23 protein-coding genes are annotated in these 25,436 nt (G+C 63.0%); 11 read left to right on the top strand and 12 right to left on the bottom strand.

Annotated features, from left to right (window positions below; translation table 11 throughout):
- Positions 1 to 7: 7 nt before the first annotated feature.
- Both AC3WLT_RS04845 and AC3WLT_RS04840 read left to right on the top strand, forming a co-directional pair.
- Entirely contained in the window at positions 8 to 907 is a 900-nt protein-coding gene (locus tag AC3WLT_RS04845; RefSeq protein ID WP_492590777.1) for a LysR family transcriptional regulator, read from the top strand.
- Positions 908 to 1,150: 243 nt separating this feature from the next.
- A complete protein-coding gene (locus AC3WLT_RS04840; RefSeq protein ID WP_492590776.1) occupies positions 1,151 to 1,687 on the top strand; it encodes a class IV adenylate cyclase in 537 nt (178 codons plus the stop codon).
- Positions 1,688 to 1,759: 72 nt separating this feature from the next.
- On the opposite strand, the gene AC3WLT_RS04835 is transcribed toward AC3WLT_RS04840, so the two are convergent.
- Positions 1,760 to 2,251, bottom strand: coding sequence for an Lrp/AsnC family transcriptional regulator (locus AC3WLT_RS04835; protein ID WP_492590775.1), 492 nt, complete (start codon positions 2,249 to 2,251; stop codon positions 1,760 to 1,762).
- A gap of 146 nt (positions 2,252 to 2,397) precedes the next feature.
- Between AC3WLT_RS04835 and phhA the strand changes: the two genes are divergently transcribed.
- Both phhA and AC3WLT_RS04825 read left to right on the top strand, forming a co-directional pair.
- The gene (gene phhA / locus AC3WLT_RS04830; protein WP_492590774.1) at positions 2,398 to 3,288 is read left to right on the top strand and encodes a phenylalanine 4-monooxygenase; all 891 of its coding nucleotides are present in this window, start codon (positions 2,398 to 2,400) and stop codon (positions 3,286 to 3,288) included.
- A 49-nt stretch (positions 3,289 to 3,337) separates the two neighbouring features.
- Positions 3,338 to 3,682, top strand: a complete 345-nt coding sequence (locus AC3WLT_RS04825; protein WP_492590825.1) for a 4a-hydroxytetrahydrobiopterin dehydratase — start codon at positions 3,338 to 3,340, stop codon at positions 3,680 to 3,682.
- Between the two features lie 94 nt (positions 3,683 to 3,776).
- On the opposite strand, the gene AC3WLT_RS04820 is transcribed toward AC3WLT_RS04825, so the two are convergent.
- Complete coding sequence (locus AC3WLT_RS04820) at positions 3,777 to 4,001, bottom strand: DUF3717 domain-containing protein (protein ID WP_115101765.1); 225 nt, start codon at positions 3,999 to 4,001, stop codon at positions 3,777 to 3,779.
- 150 nt (positions 4,002 to 4,151) lie between these two features.
- Here AC3WLT_RS04820 and AC3WLT_RS04815 point away from each other — a divergent pair, with 150 nt between their 5' ends.
- Positions 4,152 to 4,838 carry a response regulator gene (locus AC3WLT_RS04815; RefSeq protein ID WP_013090980.1) on the top strand — a complete coding sequence of 229 codons (687 nt, stop codon included), beginning with the start codon at positions 4,152 to 4,154 and terminating at the stop codon, positions 4,836 to 4,838.
- A gap of 134 nt (positions 4,839 to 4,972) precedes the next feature.
- Entirely contained in the window at positions 4,973 to 6,481 is a 1,509-nt protein-coding gene (locus tag AC3WLT_RS04810) for an ATP-binding protein (RefSeq protein ID WP_492590773.1), read from the top strand.
- 49 nt (positions 6,482 to 6,530) lie between these two features.
- Here AC3WLT_RS04810 and AC3WLT_RS04805 read toward each other — a convergent pair whose 3' ends face one another.
- The 7 genes from AC3WLT_RS04805 to mnmC all read right to left on the bottom strand — a co-directional run bounded on the left by AC3WLT_RS04805 (position 6,531) and on the right by mnmC (position 15,784).
- A complete protein-coding gene (locus AC3WLT_RS04805) occupies positions 6,531 to 7,064 on the bottom strand; it encodes an SET domain-containing protein (protein WP_492590772.1) in 534 nt (177 codons plus the stop codon).
- Between the two features lie 220 nt (positions 7,065 to 7,284).
- Positions 7,285 to 8,397, bottom strand: coding sequence for an NADH:flavin oxidoreductase/NADH oxidase (locus AC3WLT_RS04800; RefSeq protein WP_492590771.1), 1,113 nt, complete (start codon positions 8,395 to 8,397; stop codon positions 7,285 to 7,287).
- Between the two features lie 73 nt (positions 8,398 to 8,470).
- Positions 8,471 to 9,184, bottom strand: a complete 714-nt coding sequence (locus tag AC3WLT_RS04795; RefSeq protein ID WP_492590770.1) for a glutamine amidotransferase — start codon at positions 9,182 to 9,184, stop codon at positions 8,471 to 8,473.
- A 127-nt stretch (positions 9,185 to 9,311) separates the two neighbouring features.
- Positions 9,312 to 9,950: a MarR family winged helix-turn-helix transcriptional regulator gene (locus AC3WLT_RS04790; protein WP_492590769.1), complete on the bottom strand. Its 639-nt coding sequence runs from the start codon at positions 9,948 to 9,950 to the stop codon at positions 9,312 to 9,314.
- A 539-nt stretch (positions 9,951 to 10,489) separates the two neighbouring features.
- Entirely contained in the window at positions 10,490 to 11,605 is a 1,116-nt protein-coding gene (locus tag AC3WLT_RS04785; RefSeq protein ID WP_492590768.1) for a YbdK family carboxylate-amine ligase, read from the bottom strand.
- Positions 11,606 to 11,727: 122 nt separating this feature from the next.
- A complete protein-coding gene (locus tag AC3WLT_RS04780) occupies positions 11,728 to 12,933 on the bottom strand; it encodes a cation:proton antiporter (RefSeq protein WP_492590767.1) in 1,206 nt (401 codons plus the stop codon).
- A gap of 883 nt (positions 12,934 to 13,816) precedes the next feature.
- Positions 13,817 to 15,784, bottom strand: a complete 1,968-nt coding sequence (mnmC, locus tag AC3WLT_RS04775) for a bifunctional tRNA (5-methylaminomethyl-2-thiouridine)(34)-methyltransferase MnmC2/FAD-dependent 5-carboxymethylaminomethyl-2-thiouridine(34) oxidoreductase MnmC1 (protein ID WP_492590824.1) — start codon at positions 15,782 to 15,784, stop codon at positions 13,817 to 13,819.
- 412 nt (positions 15,785 to 16,196) lie between these two features.
- On the opposite strand from mnmC, the gene AC3WLT_RS04770 reads away from it, so the two are divergent.
- Positions 16,197 to 16,475, top strand: coding sequence for an HU family DNA-binding protein (locus AC3WLT_RS04770; protein ID WP_006050811.1), 279 nt, complete (start codon positions 16,197 to 16,199; stop codon positions 16,473 to 16,475).
- A 118-nt stretch (positions 16,476 to 16,593) separates the two neighbouring features.
- On the opposite strand, the gene AC3WLT_RS04765 is transcribed toward AC3WLT_RS04770, so the two are convergent.
- On the bottom strand, positions 16,594 to 17,904 hold the full coding sequence (locus AC3WLT_RS04765; RefSeq protein WP_492590766.1) for a GTP-binding protein: 1,311 nt from the start codon (positions 17,902 to 17,904) through the stop codon (positions 16,594 to 16,596).
- Between the two features lie 221 nt (positions 17,905 to 18,125).
- Positions 18,126 to 18,578, bottom strand: a complete 453-nt coding sequence (locus AC3WLT_RS04760) for a lytic transglycosylase domain-containing protein (RefSeq protein ID WP_492590765.1) — start codon at positions 18,576 to 18,578, stop codon at positions 18,126 to 18,128.
- A gap of 515 nt (positions 18,579 to 19,093) precedes the next feature.
- Between AC3WLT_RS04760 and gspD the strand changes: the two genes are divergently transcribed.
- From gspD to gspF, 3 genes are read left to right on the top strand one after another with little or no spacing between them, the layout of a single operon-like run.
- The gene (gene gspD, locus AC3WLT_RS04755; RefSeq protein ID WP_492590764.1) at positions 19,094 to 21,403 is read left to right on the top strand and encodes a type II secretion system secretin GspD; all 2,310 of its coding nucleotides are present in this window, start codon (positions 19,094 to 19,096) and stop codon (positions 21,401 to 21,403) included.
- Entirely contained in the window at positions 21,400 to 22,968 is a 1,569-nt protein-coding gene (gspE, locus tag AC3WLT_RS04750; RefSeq protein ID WP_492590763.1) for a type II secretion system ATPase GspE, read from the top strand. Before gspD ends, gspE begins: the two co-directional genes overlap by 4 nt.
- 4 nt (positions 22,969 to 22,972) lie before the next feature.
- The gene (gene gspF, locus AC3WLT_RS04745; RefSeq protein WP_492590762.1) at positions 22,973 to 24,190 is read left to right on the top strand and encodes a type II secretion system inner membrane protein GspF; all 1,218 of its coding nucleotides are present in this window, start codon (positions 22,973 to 22,975) and stop codon (positions 24,188 to 24,190) included.
- Positions 24,191 to 24,298: 108 nt separating this feature from the next.
- Here the strand turns inward: gspF and AC3WLT_RS04740 are convergent, their stop codons facing one another.
- A complete protein-coding gene (locus AC3WLT_RS04740; RefSeq protein ID WP_492590761.1) occupies positions 24,299 to 24,712 on the bottom strand; it encodes a type II secretion system protein N in 414 nt (137 codons plus the stop codon).
- 171 nt (positions 24,713 to 24,883) lie between these two features.
- Here AC3WLT_RS04740 and gspG point away from each other — a divergent pair, with 171 nt between their 5' ends.
- Entirely contained in the window at positions 24,884 to 25,348 is a 465-nt protein-coding gene (gene gspG / locus AC3WLT_RS04735; RefSeq protein ID WP_492590760.1) for a type II secretion system major pseudopilin GspG, read from the top strand.
- The last annotated feature ends 88 nt before the right edge of the window (positions 25,349 to 25,436 follow it).

The raw sequence follows: 25,436 nt of genomic DNA, 5'->3' as shown, positions 1-25,436 counted from the left end.
TCAGGATATGGATCTGATTCTGCTCCGGGCATTCGTCACCGTCGCGCGCGAGGGCAACCTCACGCGTGCTGCAGCGCAGCTTCATTTGACCCAACCGGCCGTCAGCCTGCAAATCAAGCACTTGCAGGAGACGCTCGGCGTGACGCTGTTCACGCGGACCTCGCACGGGCTCTCGCTGACTCGCGACGGCCAGGCGCTGCTGCCGCACGCCGAACGCGCGCTCGGTGCGGCCAGCGACGTGCAGCGCGCCGCGGCGTCGCTGCGTCAAGAAGTGCGCGGACGATTGCGGATCGGCACGATTCTCGATCCGGCCTTTCTGCGCCTGGGCGGTTTTCTCAAGCAGCTGGTGGAAACCTGGCCGCACATCGAAACGGCCTTGCGCCACGGCATGTCGGGTTGGGTGCTGGAGCAGGTTCGCGCGGGCGAGCTGGACGTCGGCTACTACATCGGTCAGCCCTCCGACGACGATACGCGCGATGGCGCCGCCTTCCACGCCGTCACGCTCACGCACTTCCAGTACCGCGTGCTGGCGCCGGCCGGCTGGAAAGATCGCGTGAAAGGCGCGCGCGACTGGCGCTCGCTCGCCGCGCTGCCGTGGATCTGGACGCCGCCGGCCTCCGCGCACAATAGATTGTTGTCGCGGCTCTTCGCCGAAGCAGGCGTAAAACCGGTTAAGGTGGCGGAAGTGGATCAGGAGCCGTCGATGCTCGATCTGGTCAAATCAGGCGTCGGTCTCACGCTCGCGCGGGACGCCACCGCGATCGCCGAAGCTCATGCGCACGCGTTGACGATCGTCGAGGGCGTCACCGTGCCGACCCAGCTCAGCTTCATCACGCTCGCCGCACGCAAAGACGAGCCGGCGATAGCGGCCGCGTTGAAGCTGATCGAGCGGCAATGGGCAACGTAGAAGCAGCGTGAGCGCGATATGAGCCGCTCTCATGACAGCCTCGCACCGCGCGGACAATAGCCCCCTGAGCAGGCGCCTTCAGCTGAAACCACACCGTCACGCGCTTTTTGTTAGATTGAGGGTTTGCGCCCACGCGCCGGCCTCGCAGCGTTTTCCGTTCCGTTTGACTTTGTCCTTCCCGGCAGCTTCACCCCGGCGACACTGGAAGCCGCCGATCACTCCATCCTTCGACAGGAGCCTGACATGGCACGCAACATTGAAATCAAAGCCCGCGCCCAGCATTTCGAGCAACTGCGCGAACGCGCCGCGCAGCTTGCGCCGGAGGCGCCGCTGATCTTCCGCCAGCAGGACTTCTTCTACGATGTGCCGCGCGGCCGTCTGAAGCTGCGCCAATTCGACGACGGCACGCCGGCCGAACTGATCTTCTATCAGCGCGACGACCGCGACGGCCCGAAGGCGTCGTACTACACGCGCAGCCCCGTGACCAATGCCGAAGCGATGCACGCATTGCTCGCCACCGCGTTGACCACGCGCGGCATCGTCACGAAGGAACGCCACGTGTATCTGACCGGACGTACGCGGATTCATCTGGACCGCGTGGACGGCCTCGGCGACTTCGTCGAACTCGAAGTCGTGCTCGCCCAGGATGACGACGAAGAAGGCGGCCACGCCGAAGCGCATGCGATGTTCGCGAGCCTCGGCGTGCCGGAATCGGATCTGGTGGCGGTAGCCTACGTCGATTTGCTCAACGCGGGCGGCGAGCCGAAACAGGCGGCATAAATCTTCACCGCCGCCGGCCGCAGTGAAATCCGCCGTAAAACCCGCAGTGAAATCCGCCGTAAAACCCGCCGATCACGCGGCGCTCGCGCCCGGCGATAGATGACCCAGCGGCAGGGGTCCGTTGCGCTTGAAGGTGGTCAGCACGATATTCGAGCGCACGCTATCGACGCCCGGTACACGCATCAGCTTCTTCATCACGAATGTGGACAGCGCATTGAGATCCGGCGCGACAATGCGCAGCAGATAATCGGCGTCGCCGACCACCGCGTGACATTCGAGCACTTCGGGCAGCACGTCGATCTGCTGCTGGAACTGCTCGATGATCGAATCGCCGTGATGCTTCAACTTCAGACTCGTAAAAGCCGTCACGCCGAGCCCGAGCTTCTCCGGGCGCAGCACGACGCGATATCCATCCACCACGCCCACCTGCTCCAGCCGCTGCAAACGCCGCCCGATCTGCGACGGCGACAGCGGCACCTGCTCGGCCAGTTGCTGATGCGTGGCGCGCCCAAAGCGCTGCAGTACATTCAGCAACGCGAGATCGAAGTGATCCAGTTCCAACATGATCGGTATCCGCATTAAATCGTGATTACATGCACGATTATTGCATATAAAGCCAGATAAACGCCATCATTGCGCCCTTTCCGCGCACGCTCCGCTCTACACTTGCATCATCGATTCAACCTCGCAGTCACGTAGAGCGCAGCATCATGTCCACAGAGAACACCGCCAAACTGAAAGAACAATTCGACGCCGGCCTCGAAACCCGCGCCGATTTCACCATCGACCAGCCTGCCGATCGTTACGGCGCGGTCGATCACGCGGTGTGGCAACAGCTTAACGCGCGCCAGACCGCGCTGCTCAAAGGCCGGGTGTGCGACGAGTTTCTGGCGGGCGTCGAGCGCATCGGTATGCCGCCCGACCACGTGCCCTCATTCGACGAAATCAACGCGAAGCTCACACCCGCGACCGGCTGGCAAATCGTCGCCGTGCCCGGGCTCGTGCCCGATCAGGTGTTCTTCGAGCACCTCGCCAACCGCCGATTTCCCGTGACATGGTGGATGCGCCGCCCGGACCAGCTCGATTACCTGCAAGAGCCGGACTGCTTCCACGATCTGTTCGGCCACGTGCCGCTGCTGATCAATCCGGCGTTCGCCGATTACATGCACGCCTACGGCCGCGCCGCGCTCGCCGCCCATGACGCCGGCGCGTTGCCGCTGCTCGCCCGGCTCTACTGGTACACGGTCGAATTCGGCCTGCTCCGCGACGCGGCGAGTCCAAACGGCGTGAAGATCTATGGCGCGGGCATCGTGTCGAGCAAGGGCGAAACGCTCTACAGCCAGCGTAGCGCGGCGCCGAACCGGCTCGGCTTCGACCTCGAACGTGTGATGCGCACCCGTTACCGCATCGATACGTTCCAGAAGACCTATTTCGTGATCGACGACTTCGCGCAATTGTTCGGTGTCGCGCAAACCGATTTCGCCCCACTACTGGCAAGGCTGGCTGCCGAACCGGCGTTCGCGGCAGGCGACGTGTTCGCGCGTGATCAGGTCATCACGCGCGGCTCGCAGGAAGGCTGGCAAGCCGACGGCGATATCTGACGGCGCAAGCTGAACCGGCTGACTGCGGGCTTGCCGCATCCGTGAAAAAATAACGGATGCGCGCGCCCACCGGCGCGCCTGTCCAGATCAACGAGGTAGCACCATGATTCACAAACTGACTTCCGAAGAGCGCGCGACCCTGGTCGCGCAATTGCATGGCTGGCAGGCCGTGGCAGGCCGCGACGCGATCCAGCGCCAGTTCAGGTTCGCCGACTTCAACGAAGCGTTCGGCTTCATGACGCGCGTGGCGATCAAGGCGCAGGAAATGGATCACCATCCGGAATGGTTCAACGTCTACAACAAGGTGGAGATCACGCTGTCCACGCACGATGCAAACGGCTTGACCGAGCGCGACATCAAACTGGCCCGATTTATCGACAGCATTTTTGCCTGATACGAGCGCTCACGCGCAGTCACGCATTGCGCATAAAAGCCTTCAGCAGCAATGAAAGGGCTTTGCAGGCAATGTGGCCCCAAAACCTTCAGTTCTACAGGCCATTCTTAAGGCGCACGTAAGAATCCCACGCCTGCCTCGCAATCCCGTCCAAACGATCCGGCGATAGCGCGTGCTGACGCTGTACAATCATCAGCGCGTACGGCTTGGAGAGCGCGCTTGCCTCCTTGCACAAAACGAGTTCGTCGCCGCTCGAAGGTGAGCGGGCGCGCCAGAAGTTGATCGCGGCTTCCAGTTCGTGAATCGTTATCTCGGACATGACTTTCGTGATCACTCTACGGCCGCTTTATGGCTGCTCGATGGCCGTTTCATGCCGGTCCGGCACGGTCACGCCGCACGCCGCTGTGTAGCAGGCGCCCCGGCGAACCGCTTGCCAAAACGCCTAACCCATTGTACTTGAGCGAAATCCATGCGACTCCTTCTGATCGAAGATGACCGCCCCATCGCACGCGGCATCCAAAGCAGTCTCGAACAAGCCGGCTTCACGGTCGACATGGTCCATGACGGCATTTTCGCCGAACAGGCCCTCACACAAAACCGCCACGAGCTCGTGATCCTCGATCTGGGTCTGCCCGGCATCGACGGCATGACGCTGCTGTCGCGCTTCCGTCAGAGCAATCGCCACACGCCGGTGATCATCCTGACCGCGCGCGACGAGTTGAACGACCGCGTGCAAGGCCTGAATTCCGGCGCGGACGACTACATGCTGAAGCCGTTCGAACCCGCCGAACTCGAAGCGCGCATCCGCGCGGTCATGCGCCGCAGCGGTCCGCACGGCGACATGCCACGTCCGGAAGTGTCGCTGGGCGGTGTGCGCCTGTCGGGCGTCGATCGCCGCATCTTCAACGACGACAAGCCGCTCGAGCTGTCGCCGCGCGAATTCGCGGTGCTCGAAATGCTGCTGCTGCGCCACGGCCGCGTGGTCAGCAAAGCCCAGCTGCAAGACCATCTGACGCACTTCGGCGGCGATCTCGGCGATACCGCGATCGAAGTCTACGTGCACCGGGTGCGCAAGAAGCTCGAGAACTGCCGTGTCGAAATCGTCACGGTGCGCGGCTTTGGTTACCTGTTGCAGGAAATCCGCCAGGCCGCATAATCGTCGTGAAGGCCGCCCACTTCGTTGCGGCCTGACGGCGCCGGGCCGGCGCCGCGCACCAGGTGCGCGACTCGCCGGCATCCGGCGGCATTTCGCGGCGCTCTCGCCGTTGCCTCTTTCCCGCGCGTTCGATCATGCCCCAGCCGGCCGCCAATAGTCTGCGCCGCACGCTGCTGCGGCGCCTCGCCGCTCCCCTTTCGCTGCTCGCGCTGATGAGCGGCCTCATCGCTTACTGGCTGGCGTGGCAGTACACGCAGCATGTGGTCGACCGCTCGCTCGCCGACCTTGCCACCGCAATCTCCAAACAGATCCAGATCGCCGGCCCCGACGCGCCGATTACGGTACCGCCGCTCGCGCAGGCCATGTTCTCGGATCCGGTCGAACACCTCGTCTATCGGATCAGCAACGGCGAAACCGAAATCGCCGGCGACCACAACCTTCCGCTGCAAGGCACCAGCGTGCGGCGCATGCATTACGCGTACGTATTCGAAACGCAGCACGAAGGCGTCACGGTGCGGGTGGCCCAGGTGCGTGTCGATCAGCCGACCGGCAATCCGATCATCGTCGAAGTCGGTCAGCCGGTGCATCATCGTTTTCGCATCGCCGCCGAGTTTCTGGTCGCGATCATGATGCCGCTGATGTTGCTGCTGCTCGCCGGCTGGGTGATCGTGTGGCGCGTCGTCAATCAACAGCTCAATCCGCTGACCGATCTCGCGGATTCGTTGAACCGGCAAACGCACACGTCGCTCGAACCGGTCGACGAGACTTTTGTGCCGGTTGAAATCCGCCCGCTTACCGGCGCGGTGAACGCGCTGCTCGGTCGTCTGAACACCGCACTCGACGGCCAGCGCAAATTTATCGCCGACGCCGCGCATCAACTGCGCACGCCGCTTACCGCCGTCAAGCTGCATGCGGAACAGGCAGCGGTGGCGCGCGACCCGCAGCAGACGCTCGCCGCGGTGCGCGAACTGCGTGCGGCAGCCGACCGCGCGGTGCGGCTGTCGAACCAGTTGCTGTCGCTCGCGCGCGCCGAGCCGAGCGAACAGGCGGCCCGCTTCGTCACCGTGGATATGGCCGCGCTCGCGTTCGACACCGGCGCGGAATGGGTGCCGCGCGCGTTGGCATCCCACGTCGACCTGGGCTTTCAACGTCTCGACGACCCGGCCAACGACCATCCGCTGATGGCGCGCGGCAATCCGGTGTTGCTGCACGAAGTGATCGCCAATCTGCTGGATAACGCGCTGAAATACGTGCCGCCATCGCGTTTCGACGGTGGCCGCGTTACCGTGACGGTTTCGCAAACGGTGATCGACGAACTGCGCATGGCCGAGATCGTTGTCGAAGACAACGGCCCGGGTGTGCCGCTCACGCAGCAAGCCGATCTGTTCAAACGGTTCTTCCGCGGCGACGGCCAGAGCGACAACGGCGTGGACGGCGGCGCCGGTCTCGGCCTTGCGATCGTCCACGACATCATGGTGCTGCATCACGGCAGCGTGCATTACGAAGACGCGCCGGACGGCGGTGCGCGCTTTATCGTGCGCATTCCCCTCGTGCCGGCCAACGTTCAACAGGACGCCGCCCGCGAAACCGACAAGCGTCTGCCGGCAAAAAAATCGGCGCACTCGGCGCCGATCGATATGTGACGGATGGTGATCAGCGGGCCGCCTTCGTTCACCGCAGGCAGCCCGTGTTTCATTTCTTCTTCTCTTTCTTCGCCGGCGTCTTCGCCTTTTTCACCGCCTTGGCGGACTTCCCGGATTTGGCCGCACCCTTCTCTTTCTCCGGCGGCGCCAGCATCGTGCCGCGGCACTTGCGCGCGCCGCAACGGCACTCATATTCCTTCTTGAGCTTTTTGGTCTGACGCGCATCGATCACGAGGCCGTAGTCGTAAAAGACTTCCTCGCCCTCGGCAATATCGCGCAACGCATGCACGTACACGTGGCCGTCGATCTCCTCGGCCTCGCAGTTCGGCGCACATGAGTGATTGATCCAGCGTGCACTGTTGCCGTTCACCTTGCCGTCGATCACCTTGCCGCTGTCGAGCGCGAAATAGAACGTGTGATTCGGTTCATCCGGATTGTGCGGATGGCGACGCAACGCTTCTTTCCAAGAGATCCGCTCGCCTTTGTATTCGATCAGCCGCTCGCCGGCCTTGATCGGTTCGAGGGCAAACACGCCTTTGCCGTGCACACCCGAACGGCGCACGGCGATCCTGCGTGAACTCATTGAATGAATCCTTGTGAAGAACTGGGAGTGAAGTTCCGACTGCCGCCAGAAATGCCCGCATCTAGCGCGCTGCTTTTTCTGACGCGGATAGCAAACGCGGCGCCTTGCGAGCGCCGCGTCGACCTGCGACGCTCATGCGCCACAACCGGCATCCTACACGCTCAAGACGGCTTCCTTCAACCGTCAATAAGACGTGCTCGCATGAGGCGCGCCGGCAGCTTCACCGTTGTCCGAATGAAATGTCGCCGAACAGCGCCTTCTGGTCACGCGGTTGCGAGCGCCAGTACTGCGGCGGCGCTTCGACCGTTGCGCCGAGCTGCGCCGCTGCGTGCCACGGCCAGCGCGGGTTGTAGAGCAGCCCGCGGGCAAGCGCAATCAGATCGGCGTCGCCCGCTTCGATCAGTTGCTCGGCGTGCAGCGGATCGGTGATCAAGCCCACGCCGATGGTGGTGAGACCGGTTGCGTGTCTGACGGCTTTCGCGAACGGTATCTGATAACCCGGCTCGAGCGGAATCTTCTGCAACGGCGACACGCCTCCGGACGACACGTCGATCCAGTCGCAGCCGCGCTTTTCCAACTCATGCGCGAACACGATCGTGTCTTCCAGCGTCCAGCCGCCCTCGACCCAGTCGGTTGCGGACACGCGCACGCCAACCGGTTTGTCGGCGGGAAACGCGGCACGCACGATGTCGAAGATCTCGAGCGGAAAGCGCATGCGGTTTTCGAGCGAACCGCCGAAGTCGTCGCCGCGCTGATTGGCGATCGGCGACAGGAACTGATGCAGCAGATAGCCGTGCGCCGCATGCACTTCCAACGCATCGACGCCGAGGCGCGCGGCGCGGCGCGCGGAGGCCGCGAACGCTTCGCGGATCCGGTTCAATCCCGCTATGTCGAGCGCCAGCGGCGGCTCTTCACCCGCCTTGTGCGGCAACGACGACGGCGCATGCGGCAGCCAGCCGCCTTGCGATACCGGAATCAGCTGACCGCCTTCCCACGGCGTGTGACTCGACGCTTTGCGCCCTGCGTGCGCCAGCTGCATTGCCACCTGAATGTGCGAATGCTTGCGAATCGCAGCCAGCACCGGCACCAGGGCGGCTTCGGTGGCGTCGTCCCACAAGCCGAGATCGCCCGGCGTGATACGGCCATCCGGTTCGACCGAGGTCGCCTCGATGCACAACATGCCGGCACCGGATAAAGCAAGACTGCCGAGATGGATCATGTGCCACGCGGTCGCCTCGCCACGGTCGGCGGAATACTGGCACATCGGGGACACGACGATACGATTGGGAAGCGTCACGCTACGCAGCGTGAGCGGAGAAAAAAGCGCGCTCATGGATTACGCCCAGTGAAAGCCCGACAGCGGTCGAGCATAGCACCGCGGGTGATTTACTGCAGGCGCGCGCAACTCAAGGCTTCGACTCGACCTGATCGAGCCACTCGCTGAACATCTGGCGCGCGGCGGCTTCCAGCCCCGGACCGAACTGCGCGGTTTCGGCCCGCAATTGACGCGCGTCGATTCCGTGGCCCGCAAGCTCGCCGGCATTGCCGATCAGCCATGGCTCGAAACGATCGGCGCGAATCTCCGGATGACATTGCAGGCCCAGCACATGATCGCCCCAGGCGAACGCCTGATTTTCGCAGGCGGGCGTCGACGCGAGACGCGTGGCGTGTTCGGGCAGATCGAAAGTATCGCCGTGCCAATGCAGCATGGAGGTGTGCGCGCCGTCCAGATGACGCAGCGGCGAAGCACGGCCGGCATCGGTGAGCGTGAGCGGAGTCCAGCCGAGTTCAGTATGGCCCGAGGGATACACGCGCGCACCGAGCGCACGCGCGATCAATTGAGCGCCGAGGCAGATGCCCAGCGTCGGCAAACCGGCGGCAATGCGCTTTTCGATCATCGACAGGAGCGGCACGAGCGTCGGGTAAAGCGCGTCGTCCGTTGCGCTGATCGGGCCGCCCAGCACCACCATCAACGAAGCCGCAACCGGATTCGGCGCCTCGATACGGGCAAAGCCGACATCGAGATAACGCACCGGGCGGCCACGCTCGCCGAGCACCCGCTCAAGACTGCCCAGATCCTCGAAGTGCACGTGGCGAATGGCCAGAACTTCGCGATTCATCAGCCTGTCACCTTCAGGTTGACCAAAGACTTGCCGCCGCGCGGCGCGAACCGCTCCGGCGGGCGGCAGATGCCTCCCGCCGGAGCACGGTTTCGCAGTGTAGCGGATTGTGCCGGAAGAAGCCGCCTTACTGGGCGAAGATCTTCCAGGTCTTCTTCTGGGTGGCGACGTCGGCGGTTTCGTGCACCGAGCAATCGAGACGCAGATCCGTATCCGCCATGTTCAGATCGAGCAGCGCGCAGTAATGCGGCGTCTTCTTCGGATTCTTGCTGGGCTCGAAGTGCGTGCAGCTCAGGCACATGCGGTGCGGCGGAATGTTGCCTTGCGCTTCCAGCTGGTGGACGGTCTTGAGCAGCGTGCGATAGAACAACGCCTGCTCTTCGTCGCGCAGCGTGCCGACTGCCTTGGCCAGGAAGTCCGGCCATTGCGCGGCCCGCTTGGCGGCCGTGCGGCCACGCGCCGTCAGACGGACCGCAAGGGCGCGGCCGTCGTCGAGAGCGCGGCGCTTTTCAACCAGGCCCTTGGTTTCCAGCGTGCTCACTGCATCGCTGGTGGTCGCGGCGGTCAGGGCCGTTTCACGGGCGATTTCGCCGAGACGCATCGGACCCTTGCGCTGCATCAACAAGACCAGGATTTCGCCCTGAGTCGGCGTGAGACCCGCGCCTTCCGCCCATTCCCAAGCCTGGCTTCGCATCGCCGTGCTCAGTCGCAATAGGCTGTGGGTCACTCGCCCGGTTGCCTGTTCTCCGTATACGCCTTCGCTCATAATCTTCAATTGGTTTATTTACAGCATGCGTGCGATGCCGGCAGATTGCCTGCCGAGCTCACCCGTAGCCTGTGTGGGGTAGCCTCGCCCAACTGCAGACGAGACGGAATCTACTATCTCAAAAAATTACCGCCTTGCAAGCCAAAGCGGCGAAAACGACATTCTATGCGAGAGCGGCGAATCGTACAGCTAAGTTATCCAACACAAGCTGTGGATAACCATGGGAAAACGCCGGGGACTGCATGTGTGCCGATTCTTGATAAGCCCCCTCGCCTCACCTGCCCCTGCCGAAGTTGTCCTCGCTTACCGGCGCCGATGCACGTCTGATCAGACCGGTTATGGTTTACGCAGTGCTTTGACTTTGCAGGGAATTATTCAGTTGTCCACAGGCCAATGCAATGCTTGTTAACTACTACTACGTTTGTATACGTAAACTTTGGAAAAACCTAAGGCTCCCCGAGCTGGAAAATAAAATTTTCAAAAAAACCCGCTCGAGGCGGGTCTTCCTTACGTTTTAACGTACGCAGTGCGGCTTCCGGCTAGGCCCGCCACTGCAAACACTGTTGCCGCACGGCCTCGTGCAACGATTTTTCCTGTTCGAAAACGCCGCGCAACCATGTCGCGTCGTTGACCTGGCCGCGCGCGATTGCGCCGATCTCGGCGAGGGCGTTACCTGAGCCCAATGCCTCGGCATGCGGCGCGATCAGGTCGAGTGTTTCGAGGATGTCCTCGGAAATCGTTTTGCGTTCGCCCGTTTGCGGATTGATGCAGGTGCCGGCCAGACCGAAGCGGCACGCTTCGAAACGGTTGAACGTGTAGACGAGGTAATCGTCTTCCTTCGGCGTCAGCGGTTTGTCGAGCAGCAGATGCCGTGCGAGCGTCTGGATGTAGCAGGCGATCGCCGCGGCGCGATCCACCGACAACGGCGTATCCATCACGCGCACTTCGATCGTGCCGAAACCCGGCTTCGGCCGGATGTCCCAGTAAAAATCTTTCATGCTGTTGACCACGCCCGTCTGGACCATCTTCGAGAAATATTCCTCGAAGCTGTCCCACGTCAGCACGAACGGTGCGCGGCCCGACAGCGGAAACGCGAACACCGAATTCAGGCGTGCCGAATGAAAACCGGTATCGACGCCTTGCACGAACGGCGATGAAGCGGACAACGCGATGAAGTGCGGAATGAAGCGCGACATCGAATGCAACAGGTACAGCGCGCTATTTGGATCCGGGCAGCCGATGTGCACGTGCTGGCCGAACACCGTGAACTGTTTGGCAAGGTAGCCGTACAACTCGGACAGGTACTGAAAACGCGGCGTATCGACGATCTGCCGTTCGCTCCACTGCTGGAACGCGTGCGTGCCGCCGCCGCACAAGCCGACGTTCAGATGATCGGCCGCGGAGACCAGGGTGTCGCGAATCTTGCGCAAATCGGCGACGGCCTGTTCATGCGTCGTGCAGATACCGGTCGACAGCTCGATCATGCTTTCGGTGATTTCCGGCGTGATGTTGCCGGGGATTTTTTCGTCCTTGATGAGACGCAGCAGATCCGAGCCGGCTTTGGTCAGATCATAGTCGTGCGTATTGACGATCTGCATCTCGAGTTCGACACCGAAAGTGAACGGTTTCGAATCGATGAAGGGTTCGAGTGACATGGCGTCCCCTGAGTCTGGTCGGCCGGGCGTGTGTCAGATACCCGGCCGTTTTGAATCGAATGAGTTTGGATAAAGCGTATTACGGTGTTCAAAATGCGGGCGTCCAGAAGCGCGGCGCCGGCTTACTCTTCGCGCCGTTCGGCCACCAGCGCGAGGCTGCGATACACGAGCCACGGCCCGAGAATCTGCAGCACGAAAATCGAACACATCACGATAGCCCGTAATTGCGGATCGAAGTTCGGATAGAGGTTATAGGTATCGTCGACGAGCAGATAGGCAAGCGCCGACATCGGCGACAGCGACAATCCGAGCGCCATCCCCTGCTTCCAGTTCAAGCCGCTCGGTTTGGCGAATGCCAATACGCCCACCAGTTTGGCGACTAGCCGCGCAACAATCAGACCCAGAGCCGCGACGCCGCCGAGCGCGATATCTTTCCATTCGAACGAAGTCAGTGTCAGCACGAACAGAATCACCGTCAACAGCCAGCCGGCCGTGCCGAAGTGTTGCGGCCACAACTGCGGACGCGCTTCAAGATTCTTCACGATGATGCCGGCGGCCAGCAGCGCAAGAATGGTCGACAGCTTGAACAGATGGGCAATCGCGATCGCCAGCAGTACGAGGCCGATTAGCGCGACGAACGAATGCTCGTCCTGCATGTTCAGGCGGCGATAAAAAAAGGTGCAGGTGCGCGCGAGCAGATAGGCCAGCACGAGCGAGCCGATCAGCAGATACAACGGCTGCAGAATGGTGGCGAATACGTTGCCGTAAACCTCCTGATGCAACCAGCTCGACACGAGTTTTTCGATCACCACCGCATACATGCTGTTCAGCGCGGTCAAGGTCAGCAAACGTTGGGTGACCTGACCTTCGGCGCGCAGTTCGGTTTTGAGCTGGATCACCATCGCGGGAGAAGTCGCCATTGCGATTGCGGCGAGTACCGTCGCCACCATCAGCGGCACGTTCAGGAACAGCAAAACCGGCAGGACGAGCGCGAAGGTGAGCGTGGCTTCGGCGATGCTCGACAGGATCAGCCAGGGATTGCGGCGAATCCAGCGCAGATCGAGCCGGCTCCCTAGTTCGAACAGCAACAGCCCGAGCGCGACATCGAGAAGCGGCCGTGCCTCGCTGGCGGAATCCGTGTCGATCACGCCGAAACCGGCTGCACCGGCCACGAGACCGATGACCGCATAGCCGGAAATACGCGGCAGACGCCATGCCCGATAGCAGAGTTCACCGCATAGACCCGCGGCGAGCAAAGCAAGGCCAGCCCAAAAAATGGCGTCGGGCGTGAGTGGCCAGGCTGGAAAAAACGAAAACGCCGACTTCATCGTGGTGGGTTCTCCTTAGCTGCAACGGCCGGCGATACGAACCGGCGCAAACACCGGCGAGCGGGTGAGCGCATGAGCCGCTCACTGTCGCGATCGCTTCGCGTGACCAGCGTTGCGCGTTTCTAACGATCGGATGATCTGAATGCGCCGCAGCCGCAGGAAGCGCGGCGCATGCTGGGGTGCGGCCGTAGCAAGCGGCCCGGCACGGTGAAAAGAACGCCGTCGACTCTGAATCAGATTCTGATTGACCGGCACCGTTCCGTTAGGTGCGTGTACCGTTTTGAGGCGAGGCACGACGCGGGAAGAACGGCGATTGTGCCACAGCTTTTTCAGCCTCGACCGAAAACACACGAACATGCCGGCAAAACGGTAAAAACGTACGCCATCTTCGCGCTGGGTGGAAAAAGCGACCGTTTAACGGATGAATTGGGCCGCCACAGGGTACAGGTTGAATAAGACCGACGTGCTTTTCACGGCAACGGCGCAGACGTTTTTAGCACCGATTTTTTGGGTCCTGCGAAGACGATGCCCGCCGATCTGGCGACGGCCTTTCTTGTTTACTGGTTTGTCGTATGTATACGTAGTAACAGTTAACAAGCTGACTCGGTTTCTGTGGATAACCTTGGTTTACCGAAACGAATCATCAGCTTGCCAGCGGCATAACCGGATGCACAGTGTGTGCGGCAGCTGCCGGTATACCGGGGTAACTTTTTTGGATTTTTGACGGCGGCAAAGTTACCCCGTTTACGTCCACAACGGTTCCACACGAGTTGCGCAGGTAAACCGAGCAGTTATCCACATGTTCCGGTGGATAACTTTTCCCGCCTACCGCACGTGCCTGCATACCGTTAGTACCTGCGGTTAATACCATTAACCCAGACCGTTAACCCAGGGCGCCTTGCCGTAATGCGCGCAACAGGAAGCGCGCCGGATCGATGTCTTCGGCCAGATCGCGCTCGAGCGGCCACGGTTCACCTTCAATCTGCGAGGCGATCAGCTCCGCGCCGAGCGCCGCCCACACCAGGCCGCGCGAACCGTAAGCGAACGCGCCGTACAAGCCATCGGTACGCGGCAGGTCGAGCGGCCATGCGCCACGTAGACGCTGGGCATCGCGTGTCGCCGCGGCTTCGTCGGCGAAGTTGCCGATCATCGGCAGCCGGTCGCTCGTGACGCAGCGAAACGCGACGCGTCCGGCCAGCGAAGCCGCCCGTGCCGGATCCACCATGCCGCTGAAGACCGGCAGCATCTGCGCGACGCGCTCCAGGTTTTCCAGATGACCGTCGGCGCGCAGCGAGGTGTCGGGATCGTCGAGGTCGTAGGTGGCGCCGGTCAGCGTGAGCCCGTCAGAGAGCGGGACTGCGTAGCCTTCGCCGATCACCGGCATCCGCAGCGGCGGCACGCTGCCTCGCGGCAGCAAGGTTAGCTGGCCGCGAATGCTGCGAGTCGGCGCGTGCTGCAAACCGGCGATGCGCGCGGCGCCGTGCGCGCTTGCGACGATCACCACCGGCGCGCGAGCGACCGCATGTCCTGCGGCATCGAATACGGTCCATTGATTTTCCGCTCGCTCGATTCGCGCGACGTCCACGCCAAAGCGCCGTTCGAGTTGCGCACCCGCCGCTGCGCACTGCGCGGCGCACAGCGACGCCGGGTCGATCCAGCCGCCGTGCGGAAAGAGCCAGCCGTTGTGCGCGAGCGGCATGCCGGCGAGGCGCTGCACTTCGGTTTGCGACACCGGTGTCACATATTCGGATGGATAGCCGAATGCCGCGAGCGCTTCGGTCATCAAACGTGTTTCCTCGTCGTTCGCGGCGATCTGCAACAGGCCCGCACTACCGCGCAAAGGCTTATGACCCAGCCGTTCGAGCGCGGCCCAGCGTCCGAGCGCGTAGAGAAAACCCGCGCGCGTGATGCGCGAGGCGACGCTGTCGTCGCGCGAGATCATCGGATGGAATACGCCGGCGGGATTGCCCGACGCGTCTTGCGCCACCGATGCATGCCGCTCCAGCGATGTGATGCGCCAGCCGCGCGCGGCCAGACGCTCGATCACCGCGCAGCCGGCGAGCCCGGTGCCGATCACGATGGCATGCCGCTCGTCGACCGCGAGCGGCGCCGGCGGCTCATAACGGCGCACGCGCCAGCGCGGCGCGAAGTGACCGACCAGCATCGCCCGTTTCCAGCCGAAGCCTTCCACCTTCCGATATTCGAAGCCGCATTGCGTCAGGGCGCGCTTGATGTCGCCGGCGCTGCTGTAAGTGGAGAACGTCGCGCCCTCGCCCGCCAGACGCGCGAGCGCCTTGAAGATCGCCGGCGTCCACAATTCCGGGTTCCTGGCCGGCGCGAAGCCGTCGAGGTAGAACGCATCGGCGCGTAGCCTCAAGGTCGGCAAGCTCTCCGTGGCGTCGCCGAACACCAGCGTCAGCGTGACCCGGCCTTCTTCGAATTCGAGCCGATGGGTGCCGGGCACGAGCATCGGCCACGCGCCGGTCAGCTTGAGTGCGAGCGCGGCAATCGACGGATCGGAAATCGTTTTCGCGTACACGCTGCGCAAGTCGGCAGGCGTGAACGGGTGTTTCTCGGTCGAGACGAAGTGCAGCCGCTCGCAACGTGCCGGATCGGCGCGCCAGGCGGCCCACGTCGTCAGGAAGTTGATGCCCATGCCGAAGCCGGTTTCGAGCACCGTGAAAATGCGGCGTCCCTGCCACCGGTCCGGCAGCGCGTTGCCGCGCAGGAAAACGTATTGGGACTGTTCGAGCCCACCGACGGCGCTGTGATAGATGTCGTCGTAAAGCGGGGAAAAAGGTGTGCCGTTGTCGCGAAACGCGAGGGTGGCGGGGATCAGCGGATCGGTCATGCGCGGCGGAAAAAGACGCTCGAAAGAGCAGGTCATGCATTATCGCCAGGGCGCGCAGGTCGCCGAGCGGCGAAAAAGAAGCGCCGAACGTTGGCAAAAACCAACGCCAAGCCCCGTCCATACTGGGTTTCAGCCCTCGGTTCGAGCCCGCGAACAGCAAAAACAGCGATTTCCCTGCTGTATCGGCCCCGCAACCGTTAAATCTTCGAAACCCTTGTCCTGATTGGGTTTGCGCTGCGCTATCATAGCAAGCGCCGCGAAGGGAGCGGCGGCACGGCCGCCAGACAGTCATCCGTCCGGCGCTATGTCCGGAGGGGATCCGGAGCCGCAGCTGCTCGACGGCGCGGCCCGCGCACGTATAATCGGCGCGTTCGCGCTGTTCGTGTCAACCTAAACTCAGAAAGGAACCTTAATGAACAAACAGGAACTGATCGACGCCGTCGCAGGTCAGACGGGCGCCAGCAAGGCTCAAACCGGTGAGACGCTGGACACGTTGCTTGAAGTGATCAAGAAGTCTGTGTCGAAGGGTGACGCGGTACAGTTGATCGGCTTCGGCAGCTTCGGTTCGGGCAAGCGCGCAGCACGTACGGGTCGCAATCCCAAGACCGGCGAAACTATCAAGATCCCGGCCGCCAAGACCGTCAAGTTCACGGCTGGCAAAGCGTTCAAGGACGCAGTCAACAAGCGCTAAGCAGATTACTGCCTGGCAGTTGACACCCGCCCACGGCGGGTTTTTTTTCGTCTGCGATTTGTTTTCGGTTTAGCGGCGACGGGTGCCGCGGCTAAACATTCTGGTCGGGAAAACCGGCTCAGTCGTGGCGATGCAGGATTTCGCCGTGACCATGACCGTCGTGGTCATGGTCGTGGTCGCCATGGTCGTGATCGTCTTCGTCGAAGTCCCAGGCCGGGAACGGGTCGGCGAACTGTTGCCACGCTTGCGGCCCCGCTGCATATTCCGCGTCGGTCAGCAGGCACGCATCGAACTTCGCTTGCCAGACGGCCGGGTCGATGCTGATCCCGATCAACACCAGTTCCTGGCGCCGGTCGCCGATGCTCATATCGTCCGGATCGCCGTACCAGTCGCCGGCAATTTCGGCTGCCAGCTCATCGTCGCCGTCCGGCCATTCGCAGCGATCCTGAGCGGCCCACCACATTCCCGCCGGACCATGCCGGCAAGCGCCGCCCGCCTGCGACAGCGAACCGGCGATGTCGTTACGCGTCGCGAGCCAGAAAAAGCCTTTGCTGCGCAACACGCCCTGCCACTCCTGATGCAGCAGCGCCCACAGGCGTTCCGGATGAAACGGCCGCCGCGCCCGGTAAATGAAGTCGCCGATGCCGAATTCGTCGGCTTCGCCGTGATGTGCGTGGCCGTGCTCACGATCGTGATTCAGTGACGCCAGCCAGCCCGGCGCGCTCGACGCTTCGTCGAAGTCGAAGCGGCCGGTGTTCAGCACCTCGGCGAGCGGCACCTCACCGAAGCGGCTCACCACCTGCGTGGCGCGCGGATTGATGCGCGCGAGGATGCGTTGCAAACGCGTGAGGTCGTCGGCGCTGACCAGATCGGCTTTGTTCACCACCAGCACGTCACAGAATTCGATCTGCTCGATCAGCAATTCGACCAGTGTACGATCGTCTGCTTCAGTCGCGGCGATGCCGCGCTCGGCAAGCGCATCGGCCGAACCGTAGTCGCGCAGGAAATTGAACGCATCGACCACCGTCACCATCGTGTCGAGCCGGGCGACGTCGGACAGCGACACGCCGTCAGCGTCGACGAAGGTAAAAGTTTCGGCGATTGGCATCGGTTCCGCCACGCCGGTCGATTCGATCAGAATCGCGTCGAAGCGCTTTTCGCCGGCAAGGCGCTTGACCTCGACCAGCAAGTCGTCGCGCAGCGTGCAACAGATGCAGCCGTTCGACAGTTCGACGAGCTGCTCTTCGACGTGTGAGAGCGCGGCGGCATCGCGCACGAGGGTTGCATCGATATTGACGGCGGCCAGATCGTTGACGATCACGGCCACGCGCAAACCGGCCCGATTCGCGAGGATGTGGTTCAGGAGCGTGGTCTTGCCGGCGCCCAGAAAACCGGAGAGCACGGTGACGGGCAATAGCGGCTGGTTCATCGCAGTACGGAAATGCAAGAGGATTGGAAGGCGTGCCGGGCGCGGGGTCTGATGACACCATGACCAGACTGATGGCCATGCACCGACGGCAACACGAAGCCGCATTGTGCATCAAACGGACAGTGGCCGCGTGACGGGCTCCGAGTGGCGACTTGCGCAAGCTCGGGCGCACGCGTGAACAGGAAAGGCAGGAACGCCGTGCTTGCCCGCGCAACTGCCGGTCAGCGCGCAGCAGCCGTCGGCATCAGATGCCACTTGCGCAGGATCGCGGCGATCTCCTGAGCGTATTTATCGCGCAGCGCCGGTGTTTCGGAGTGGTAGGCTCCGACTGCTTGCCACGTATTGCCGTACTTGTTCATCTGGCGGCGCAGATGCCATGCGGCGATATAGACGTTCTTGCAAGGCTCCATCAGCGTGCCTTGCGAGATGCCGTATTGTGCGAGCGTGGGCAGATGGATCGAATTGATCTGCATGACCCCATAATCGGTCGAGCCGTTTGCGTTCTTATGCTGCGCGTCCGGCCGGTTGTGCGACTCCTGCCACGCAATCGCCCGCAGAATCAACGGGTTGACCTTCTGATACCCCGCTGCCGCGTCAAAGCAGTCGGCGCGCGCGGACCCTGCTGCGATCAGCACGGCAAGTCCTGCGGCGACGGTGACGAGGGTTTGCTTCATCGGTCAAGATGACTCAACAAATTGCAAGAGTAAGGTTTGGTAAGGTAATCAATCGGCCAAACTTCAGTCGCTCAAGGCCGGAGAGCCGCCTTGGCCGGGCGTGAGCCGGGCATGGGGGAAAACCCGCGTAGTCTAGCTACGACCAGCACCCCCAACGGCTCGTATCATACCGGCAGGCAATCGAGCGTCAAGTTGGCTAACCGACATAATCCAGCCAAAAACGCGGCACTATGCGGCACCGCGTACGGAAGCGCGAAAGCTTTCAAATACTTGACGGTCCGGGAAGCTCCTTTGAGTAATCGTACGGGGCTGTTTGTTTTGTGACAAATTCGACATGAAAAACTGTTACTGTTCATTTTTTTCGGACATTGGGTGGCCGGCATCCAGGGCGGCGATTGCCCGTGAAGCCCGCCGGCAGACCGAAGGGGCTGCGGCTTGCTCATATGTCCGCATTGCGTGACCGCCGGCGGCTCAGGCTGTCGGCATCGATACCACATTCCATGAGAAGAAATCGTATGGCTTTGCGTCGCGTCGCAACGGCGCTGCTGGTGGCTGGATTGATCACCGCGCAGACAGCACAGGCACAGGTGACACTCAATTTCGTGAACGCCGACATCGATCAGGTGGCCAAGGCGATCGGCGCGGCAACCGGCAAAACGATCATCGTCGACCCGCGCGTGAAAGGTCAGTTGAATCTCGTGTCCGAAAATGCGGTGCCTGAAGACCAGGCGCTGAAGACCCTGCAGTCTGCTCTGCGGATGCAGGGTTTCGCGCTGGTACAGGACCACGGCGTGCTGAAAGTCGTGCCTGAAGCCGACGCCAAGCTGCAAGGCGTGCCGACCTATGTCGGCAACGCGCCGGTTGCGCGCGGCGACCAGGTGGTCACGCAGGTGTTCCAGCTGAGGAACGAGTCGGCCAATAATCTGCTGCCCGTTTTGCGTCCGCTGATCTCGCCGAACAATACCGTGGCGGCTTATCCCGCCAACAACACGATTGTCGTGACCGATTATGCTGACAACGTGCGGCGTATCGCGCAGATCATCGCGGGCGTGGATACGGCGGCGGGCCAGCAGGTCCAGGTCGTGCCGCTGAAAAACGCGAACGCGCTCGACGCCGCGCAGCAGCTCACGAAGATGCTCGATCCGGGCACGATCGGCAGCACCGACACAACGCTGAAGGTATCGGTCACGGCCGACCCCCGCACCAACTCGCTGCTGCTGCGTGCGTCGAACGCCGGGCGGCTGAACGCGGCGAAGTCTCTCGCGAAACAGCTTGACGGACCGACCGGACAGCCCGGCAACATGCACGTCGTGGCGTTGCGCAACGCGGACGCGACGAAGCTCGCGAAGACCTTGCGCGGGATGCTCGGCAAAGGCGGCGAGACCGGCTCGTCGACCGGCTCGAACGAAGCGACTTCGTCCAACCAGAGCGGCGGCGGCTCGTTTGGCAGCAGTTCGACGGGTACAGCGGGTACGCCCCCGCTGCCGTCCGGCGGACTCGGAAGCAGCTCGATGGCGTCGCCGATGGGCGGCGGTGCGGGAGGAGCATACGGCTCGAGCGGCGGTTCCAGTTCTGGCGGCCTGCTCGGCGGCGACAAGGAAAAGAGCGAGGACAATCAGCCGGGCGGCATGATCCAGGCGGACTCTGCCACCAACTCGCTGATCATCACGGCGTCGGACCCGGTGTACCGCAACCTGCGGGCGGTGATCGACCAGCTCGACGCGCGGCGCGCACAGGTCTATATCGAGGCGCTGATCGTCGAGCTGAACTCGAACACGAATGCCAATCTCGGCATTCAGTGGCAGGTCGCGAACGGTTCGGTCCTTGCCGGCACCAACCTGGCGACCGGCTCCGGCAACAGCATCGTCAATCTGACGGCGGCCGCGGCGACCGCGACCACCGGCGGTCTCGCGGGGGCGCTCGCAACCCAGAATCTCCAGCAGGGGCTCAACGTCGGGTGGGTGCACAACATTTTCGGGGTGCGGGGACTCGGCGCGCTGCTGCAGGCGCTGTCGCAGACCGCCGACGCGAACGTGCTGTCGACGCCTAACCTCATCACGCTCGACAACGAGGAAGCCAAGATCGTCGTCGGCACGAACGTGCCGATCCAGACGGGTTCGTATTCGAACCTCACGAGCGGCACCACGGGCAACGCGTTCAATACGTTCGACCGCGTCGACGTCGGTCTGACGCTCCACATCAAGCCGCAGATCACCGATGGCGGGATTCTCAAGCTGCAGCTCTACACGGAAGACTCGGCGATCGTGAACGGCACGACCAACGTCGCGACCAACCCGGCCGGCCCGGAGTTCACCAAGCGTTCGATCCAGTCGACGGTGCTCGCCGATAACGGCGAGATCATCGTGCTGGGCGGCCTGATGCAGGACAACTACCAGGTCAGCAACAGCAAGGTGCCGCTGCTGGGCGATATCCCGTGGCTTGGCCAGTTGTTCCGCTCGGAACAGAAGACCCGCCAGAAGACCAACCTGATGGTGTTCCTGCGCCCCGTGATCATCAACGATCGCGATACCGCTCAGGCCGTGACGTCGAACCGCTACGACTACATCCAGGGCGTGCAGGGCGCGTACAGGTCGGACAACAACCTGATAAAGGACAAGGACGATCCGGTGATGCCGCCCAAGCCGATCGGCCCGGCCGAGGGCGGCTCGGCCGCCATGAACCTGTTTAATCTTGACCAGATGCGACGCCAGCAGATGGCGCCGCCGCCTCCGGCTAGCGCTCCCGCACCGGCGACGAGTGGTGCTGTCCAGGCCAACCCTGTGCCCGCCGCGCCTTCCACCGCGTCGCCCGGAGTGCAGCCGTGAGCACGCCGTCCACGCCGCCGTCAGCTTCTGCGTCGTCAGCAGCGGCGCGAGCCGGTGCGTCGACCCATGCGGCGGCGATTCCGCCCGCGGTCGTGGCGGAGCATGCCGAGCGCATCGCGCCGTCGGCCGTCGCCGCACGACTCGTGCCGTACGGCTTTGCCCGCAGCGGCCAGATTCTGGTCGCGCATCAGCATGCAGACAGTCTCGAAGTCTGGATCAGCGAACGCACCAGCGACGCGGCGCTCGCCGAAGTCGCGCGCAATTTCGGCGCGCTGTCGGTCGTGCGTCTGCCCGCCGACGAACTCGCGCAGGCGATCAACCAGGCCTATGCGCGCCAGGACGGCAGCGCCGCGCAGGTGGTCGGCGAAGTGGAAGGCGAAGTCGATCTGTCGCGTCTGATGCAGGACATTCCCGAGGTCGAGGATCTGCTCGAATCGGAAGACGACGCGCCGATCATCCGCATGATCAACGCGCTGCTCACACAGGCCGCACGCGAACAGGCATCGGACATTCATATCGAACCGTTCGAGACGTCATCGGTGGTGCGTTTCCGGGTCGACGGCACGCTGCGCGATGTGGTGCGGCCGAAGAAAGCACTGCACGGCGCGCTGATCTCGCGGATCAAGATCATGGCGCAGCTCGACATTGCCGAGAAGCGTTTGCCGCAGGACGGCCGCATCACACTGCGCGTCGGCGGCCGTCCGGTCGACGTGCGCGTGTCGACGCTGCCCACCGGTCACGGCGAACGCGCGGTGCTGCGTCTCTTGGAAAAGGATGCGTCGCGCCTGAATCTCGAAGCGCTCGGCATGGCGTCCGACACGCTCGTCAAATTCGACAAGCTGATCGGCAGGCCGCACGGCATTGTGCTGGTGACCGGCCCGACCGGCTCGGGCAAGACGACCACGCTGTACGCGTCGATGTCGCGGCTCGAGACCGCGACGACCAACATCATGACGGTCGAAGATCCGATCGAATATGACCTGTCGGGCATCGGCCAGACGCAGGTCAACGAGCGGATCGGCATGACCTTCGCGCGGGCGCTGCGCTCGATCCTGCGGCAGGACCCGGACGTCATCATGATCGGCGAAATCCGCGATCTGGAAACCGCGCAGATCGCGGTGCAGGCGTCGCTGACGGGTCACCTTGTGCTGGCGACGCTGCACACGAACGATGCCGCCTCCGCCGTGACGCGTCTGACCGACATGGGCGTCGAGCCGTATCTGCTGGCGTCGTCGCTGCTCGGCGTGCTGGCGCAGCGGCTGGTGCGGCGGCTGTGCCCGGTGTGCCGCGAAGAGCGCGTCGAGGAAGACGGCCGCGTGCACTGGCATCCGGTGGGCTGCGACAAGTGCGGGCAGTCGGGATATGCGGGCCGGCGCGGCGTGTACGAACTGCTGCTGATCGACGACGAAATCCGCACGCTGGTTCACCGCAACGCCGCCGACGCGGAGATTCTCGCAGTCGGCCGCGCGCAAGGCATGCGCACGCTGCGCGAGGATGCGGACCGCTGGCTCGCGTCCGGACTGACGTCGCTGGAAGAAGTGATTCGCGTGACGGGCGGAGCATAAGCGCATGCCGGCATTTCGTTTCGAAGCGATCGACGCGGCGGGCAAAGCGCAAAAAGGCGTGCTCGACGCGGACAGCGCGCGCGGCGCGCGGACCAATCTGCGTTCGCAAGGCCTGACGCCGCTAGTGGTCGAACCGGCCGCGACGCGCACGCGAGGCGAGCGCAGTCAGCGTTTGTCGCTGGGGCGGCGCCTGTCGCAGCGCGAGCAGGCGATCCTGACGCGCCAGCTGGCGAGCCTGCTGATCGCCGGCCTGCCGCTCGACGAAGCGCTCGCGGTGCTGACCGAGCAATCGGAGCGCGACTACATCCGCGAACTGATGGCGTCGATTCGCGCCGAAGTGCTCGGCGGCCATTCGCTCGCGAATGCGTTGACGCAGCATCCGCGGGACTTCCCCGAAATCTATCGCGCGCTGGTGGCCGCCGGCGAACACACCGGCAAGCTCGGTCTCGTGCTGTCGCGTCTGGCCGACTACATCGAGCAGCGCAACGCGCTGAAGCAGAAGATCGTGCTCGCGTTCACGTATCCGACCATCGTCACGATCATCGCCTTCGGCATCGTCACGTTTCTGTTGAGCTATGTGGTGCCGCAAGTGGTGAACGTGTTCGCCAGCACCAAACAGCAACTACCCTTCCTCACCATCATGATGATGGCGCTGTCCGGTTTCGTGCGGCACTGGTGGTGGGCGGTGCTGATCGGCGTCGCCGGGCTGGCGTATCTGGTGCGCTCGATATTGAAGCAACCCGGCCCGCGCCTCGCATTCGACCGCTGGCTGCTGACCGCACCGCTGCTCGGCAAGCTCGTGCGCGGCTACAACACAGTGCGTTTTGCCAGCACGCTAGGCATTCTGACCGCCGCTGGCGTGCCGATTCTGCGCGCGCTGCAGGCCGCGGCCGAAACGCTCAGCAACAACGCGATGCGCGCGAACATCGACGACGCGATCGTGCGCGTGCGTGAAGGCACGTCCTTGTCGCGCGCGCTCGGCAATACGAAGACGTTTCCGCCGGTGCTGGTTCACCTGATCCGTTCGGGCGAAGCGACCGGCGACGTGACGACGATGCTCGACCGCGCGGCCGACGGCGAAGCACGCGAACTGGAGCGCCGCACGATGTTCCTGACGAGCCTGCTCGAGCCGTTGCTGATTCTGGCGATGGGGGGCGTGGTGCTGGTGATCGTGCTGGCGGTGATGCTGCCGATCATCGAGTTGAACAACCTGGTGCAGTGAAGCAGTGAGGTTTGCTGATTGCGAGGTTGCCGCGGGTTGCCGCAGGTTATTGCGGGTTGCCGCGGATTATTGCCCGCGGCGCAATCTGCCCGATCGGAGCAGGCTGGTTTAGCGCACGTAGATCGTAGGACCTGCCGCATTGGCCGGGAGGAACACTTCGGAATGCGCGCCATTGCGATCGATGATGATCGAGCGGGCGCGAACCTCGGAGAGTTTGGCGCCTTGCATGAGCGCGCTGCCGAGCGACACTGCATGCGGCGGCTCGCCGCCGACGCTGACGATCGCCGCGGAGCCCTCATGTAAAGCGAGGATGCCGAACAGATGCACGTCCTGGTTGGCGTTGCGCGTGAGCTGACCGCCGAACAGCGTAGCCGCCTGTTCGGTTGAGATCGGGGCATGCGCTGCGGCGGCGGGCAACGGAGCGCCCGACATCGTGGACAGCGTGATGACCCAGTAGGTGAGCGTCGCGCAGAACACGGCGAACAGCGCGAGCGAAAGAAGGCGAATTTGGATGGCGTTCATGCGCATCATTGTACGGACTATTGTGAAAATTGCGTTGGGTTGAAGCCCTTCAACTGCATGACATTAAAATGACCGGCCGGGCGTGTTCAATGGCACGCTGATTGCGAGTGCGCCTGCCAATGCGCGAATCCCGCCCGATCGAAAATTTCACCTGAAAAGAGGTAGCAAGCTATGCAACTGTCGACCACTCGCCGTATGGAATTCGCGGGTTCGCGCAGCCGCCTTCAACGCGGTTTTACGCTGATCGAAATCATGGTCGTGATCGCGATTCTCGGCATTCTGGCCGCGTTGATCGTACCGAAGATCATGAGCCGTCCCGATGAAGCACGGCGCGTAGCGGCCAAGCAGGACATCGGCACGATGATGCAGGCATTGAAACTCTACCGTCTCGACAACGGCCGTTATCCGACCCAGGAGCAGGGCCTGCGCGCGCTGATCGAAAAACCGGGCACGGACCCGGTGCCGAACAACTGGAAGGACGGCGGCTATCTCGAGCGTCTGCCGAACGATCCTTGGGGCAATGGCTATCAGTATCTGAATCCGGGCGTGCACGGCGAAATCGACGTGTTCAGCTACGGCGCCGACGGCAAGGCAGGCGGCGAAGGCAATGACGCCGACATAGGCTCGTGGCAGTAGTTCGCTGATTTTTCAGGCGCGCCGGATCGCCCTGCTCCCAAGCGATCCACCGCGCACTTTATCGACTCATCGTTTTTGATCGTTCGTG

It is taken from the genome of Paraburkholderia sp. FW306-2-2C-D06C (genome assembly GCF_058781505.1).
This window is presented reverse-complemented; position numbering and strand designations above follow the sequence as displayed.

Excerpts from the sequence above, each read along its gene's own strand:
- AC3WLT_RS04845 (WP_492590777.1), top strand. The coding sequence starts at position 8 with ATGGATCTGATTCTGCTCCGGGCATTCGTCACCGTCGCGCGCGAGGGC.
- AC3WLT_RS04840 (WP_492590776.1), top strand. The coding sequence starts at position 1,151 with ATGGCACGCAACATTGAAATCAAAGCCCGCGCCCAGCATTTCGAGCAA.
- AC3WLT_RS04835 (WP_492590775.1), bottom strand. The coding sequence starts at position 2,251 with ATGTTGGAACTGGATCACTTCGATCTCGCGTTGCTGAATGTACTGCAG.
- phhA (WP_492590774.1), top strand. The coding sequence starts at position 2,398 with ATGTCCACAGAGAACACCGCCAAACTGAAAGAACAATTCGACGCCGGC.
- AC3WLT_RS04820 (WP_115101765.1), bottom strand. The coding sequence starts at position 4,001 with ATGTCCGAGATAACGATTCACGAACTGGAAGCCGCGATCAACTTCTGG.
- AC3WLT_RS04815 (WP_013090980.1), top strand. The coding sequence starts at position 4,152 with ATGCGACTCCTTCTGATCGAAGATGACCGCCCCATCGCACGCGGCATC.
- AC3WLT_RS04810 (WP_492590773.1), top strand. The coding sequence starts at position 4,973 with ATGCCCCAGCCGGCCGCCAATAGTCTGCGCCGCACGCTGCTGCGGCGC.
- AC3WLT_RS04805 (WP_492590772.1), bottom strand. The coding sequence starts at position 7,064 with ATGAGTTCACGCAGGATCGCCGTGCGCCGTTCGGGTGTGCACGGCAAA.
- AC3WLT_RS04800 (WP_492590771.1), bottom strand. The coding sequence starts at position 8,397 with ATGAGCGCGCTTTTTTCTCCGCTCACGCTGCGTAGCGTGACGCTTCCC.
- AC3WLT_RS04795 (WP_492590770.1), bottom strand. The coding sequence starts at position 9,184 with ATGAATCGCGAAGTTCTGGCCATTCGCCACGTGCACTTCGAGGATCTG.
- AC3WLT_RS04790 (WP_492590769.1), bottom strand. The coding sequence starts at position 9,950 with ATGAGCGAAGGCGTATACGGAGAACAGGCAACCGGGCGAGTGACCCAC.
- AC3WLT_RS04785 (WP_492590768.1), bottom strand. The coding sequence starts at position 11,605 with ATGTCACTCGAACCCTTCATCGATTCGAAACCGTTCACTTTCGGTGTC.
- AC3WLT_RS04780 (WP_492590767.1), bottom strand. The coding sequence starts at position 12,933 with ATGAAGTCGGCGTTTTCGTTTTTTCCAGCCTGGCCACTCACGCCCGAC.
- mnmC (WP_492590824.1), bottom strand. The coding sequence starts at position 15,784 with ATGACCGATCCGCTGATCCCCGCCACCCTCGCGTTTCGCGACAACGGC.
- AC3WLT_RS04770 (WP_006050811.1), top strand. The coding sequence starts at position 16,197 with ATGAACAAACAGGAACTGATCGACGCCGTCGCAGGTCAGACGGGCGCC.
- AC3WLT_RS04765 (WP_492590766.1), bottom strand. The coding sequence starts at position 17,904 with ATGAACCAGCCGCTATTGCCCGTCACCGTGCTCTCCGGTTTTCTGGGC.
- AC3WLT_RS04760 (WP_492590765.1), bottom strand. The coding sequence starts at position 18,578 with ATGAAGCAAACCCTCGTCACCGTCGCCGCAGGACTTGCCGTGCTGATC.
- gspD (WP_492590764.1), top strand. The coding sequence starts at position 19,094 with ATGGCTTTGCGTCGCGTCGCAACGGCGCTGCTGGTGGCTGGATTGATC.
- gspF (WP_492590762.1), top strand. The coding sequence starts at position 22,973 with ATGCCGGCATTTCGTTTCGAAGCGATCGACGCGGCGGGCAAAGCGCAA.
- AC3WLT_RS04740 (WP_492590761.1), bottom strand. The coding sequence starts at position 24,712 with ATGAACGCCATCCAAATTCGCCTTCTTTCGCTCGCGCTGTTCGCCGTG.
- gspG (WP_492590760.1), top strand. The coding sequence starts at position 24,884 with ATGCAACTGTCGACCACTCGCCGTATGGAATTCGCGGGTTCGCGCAGC.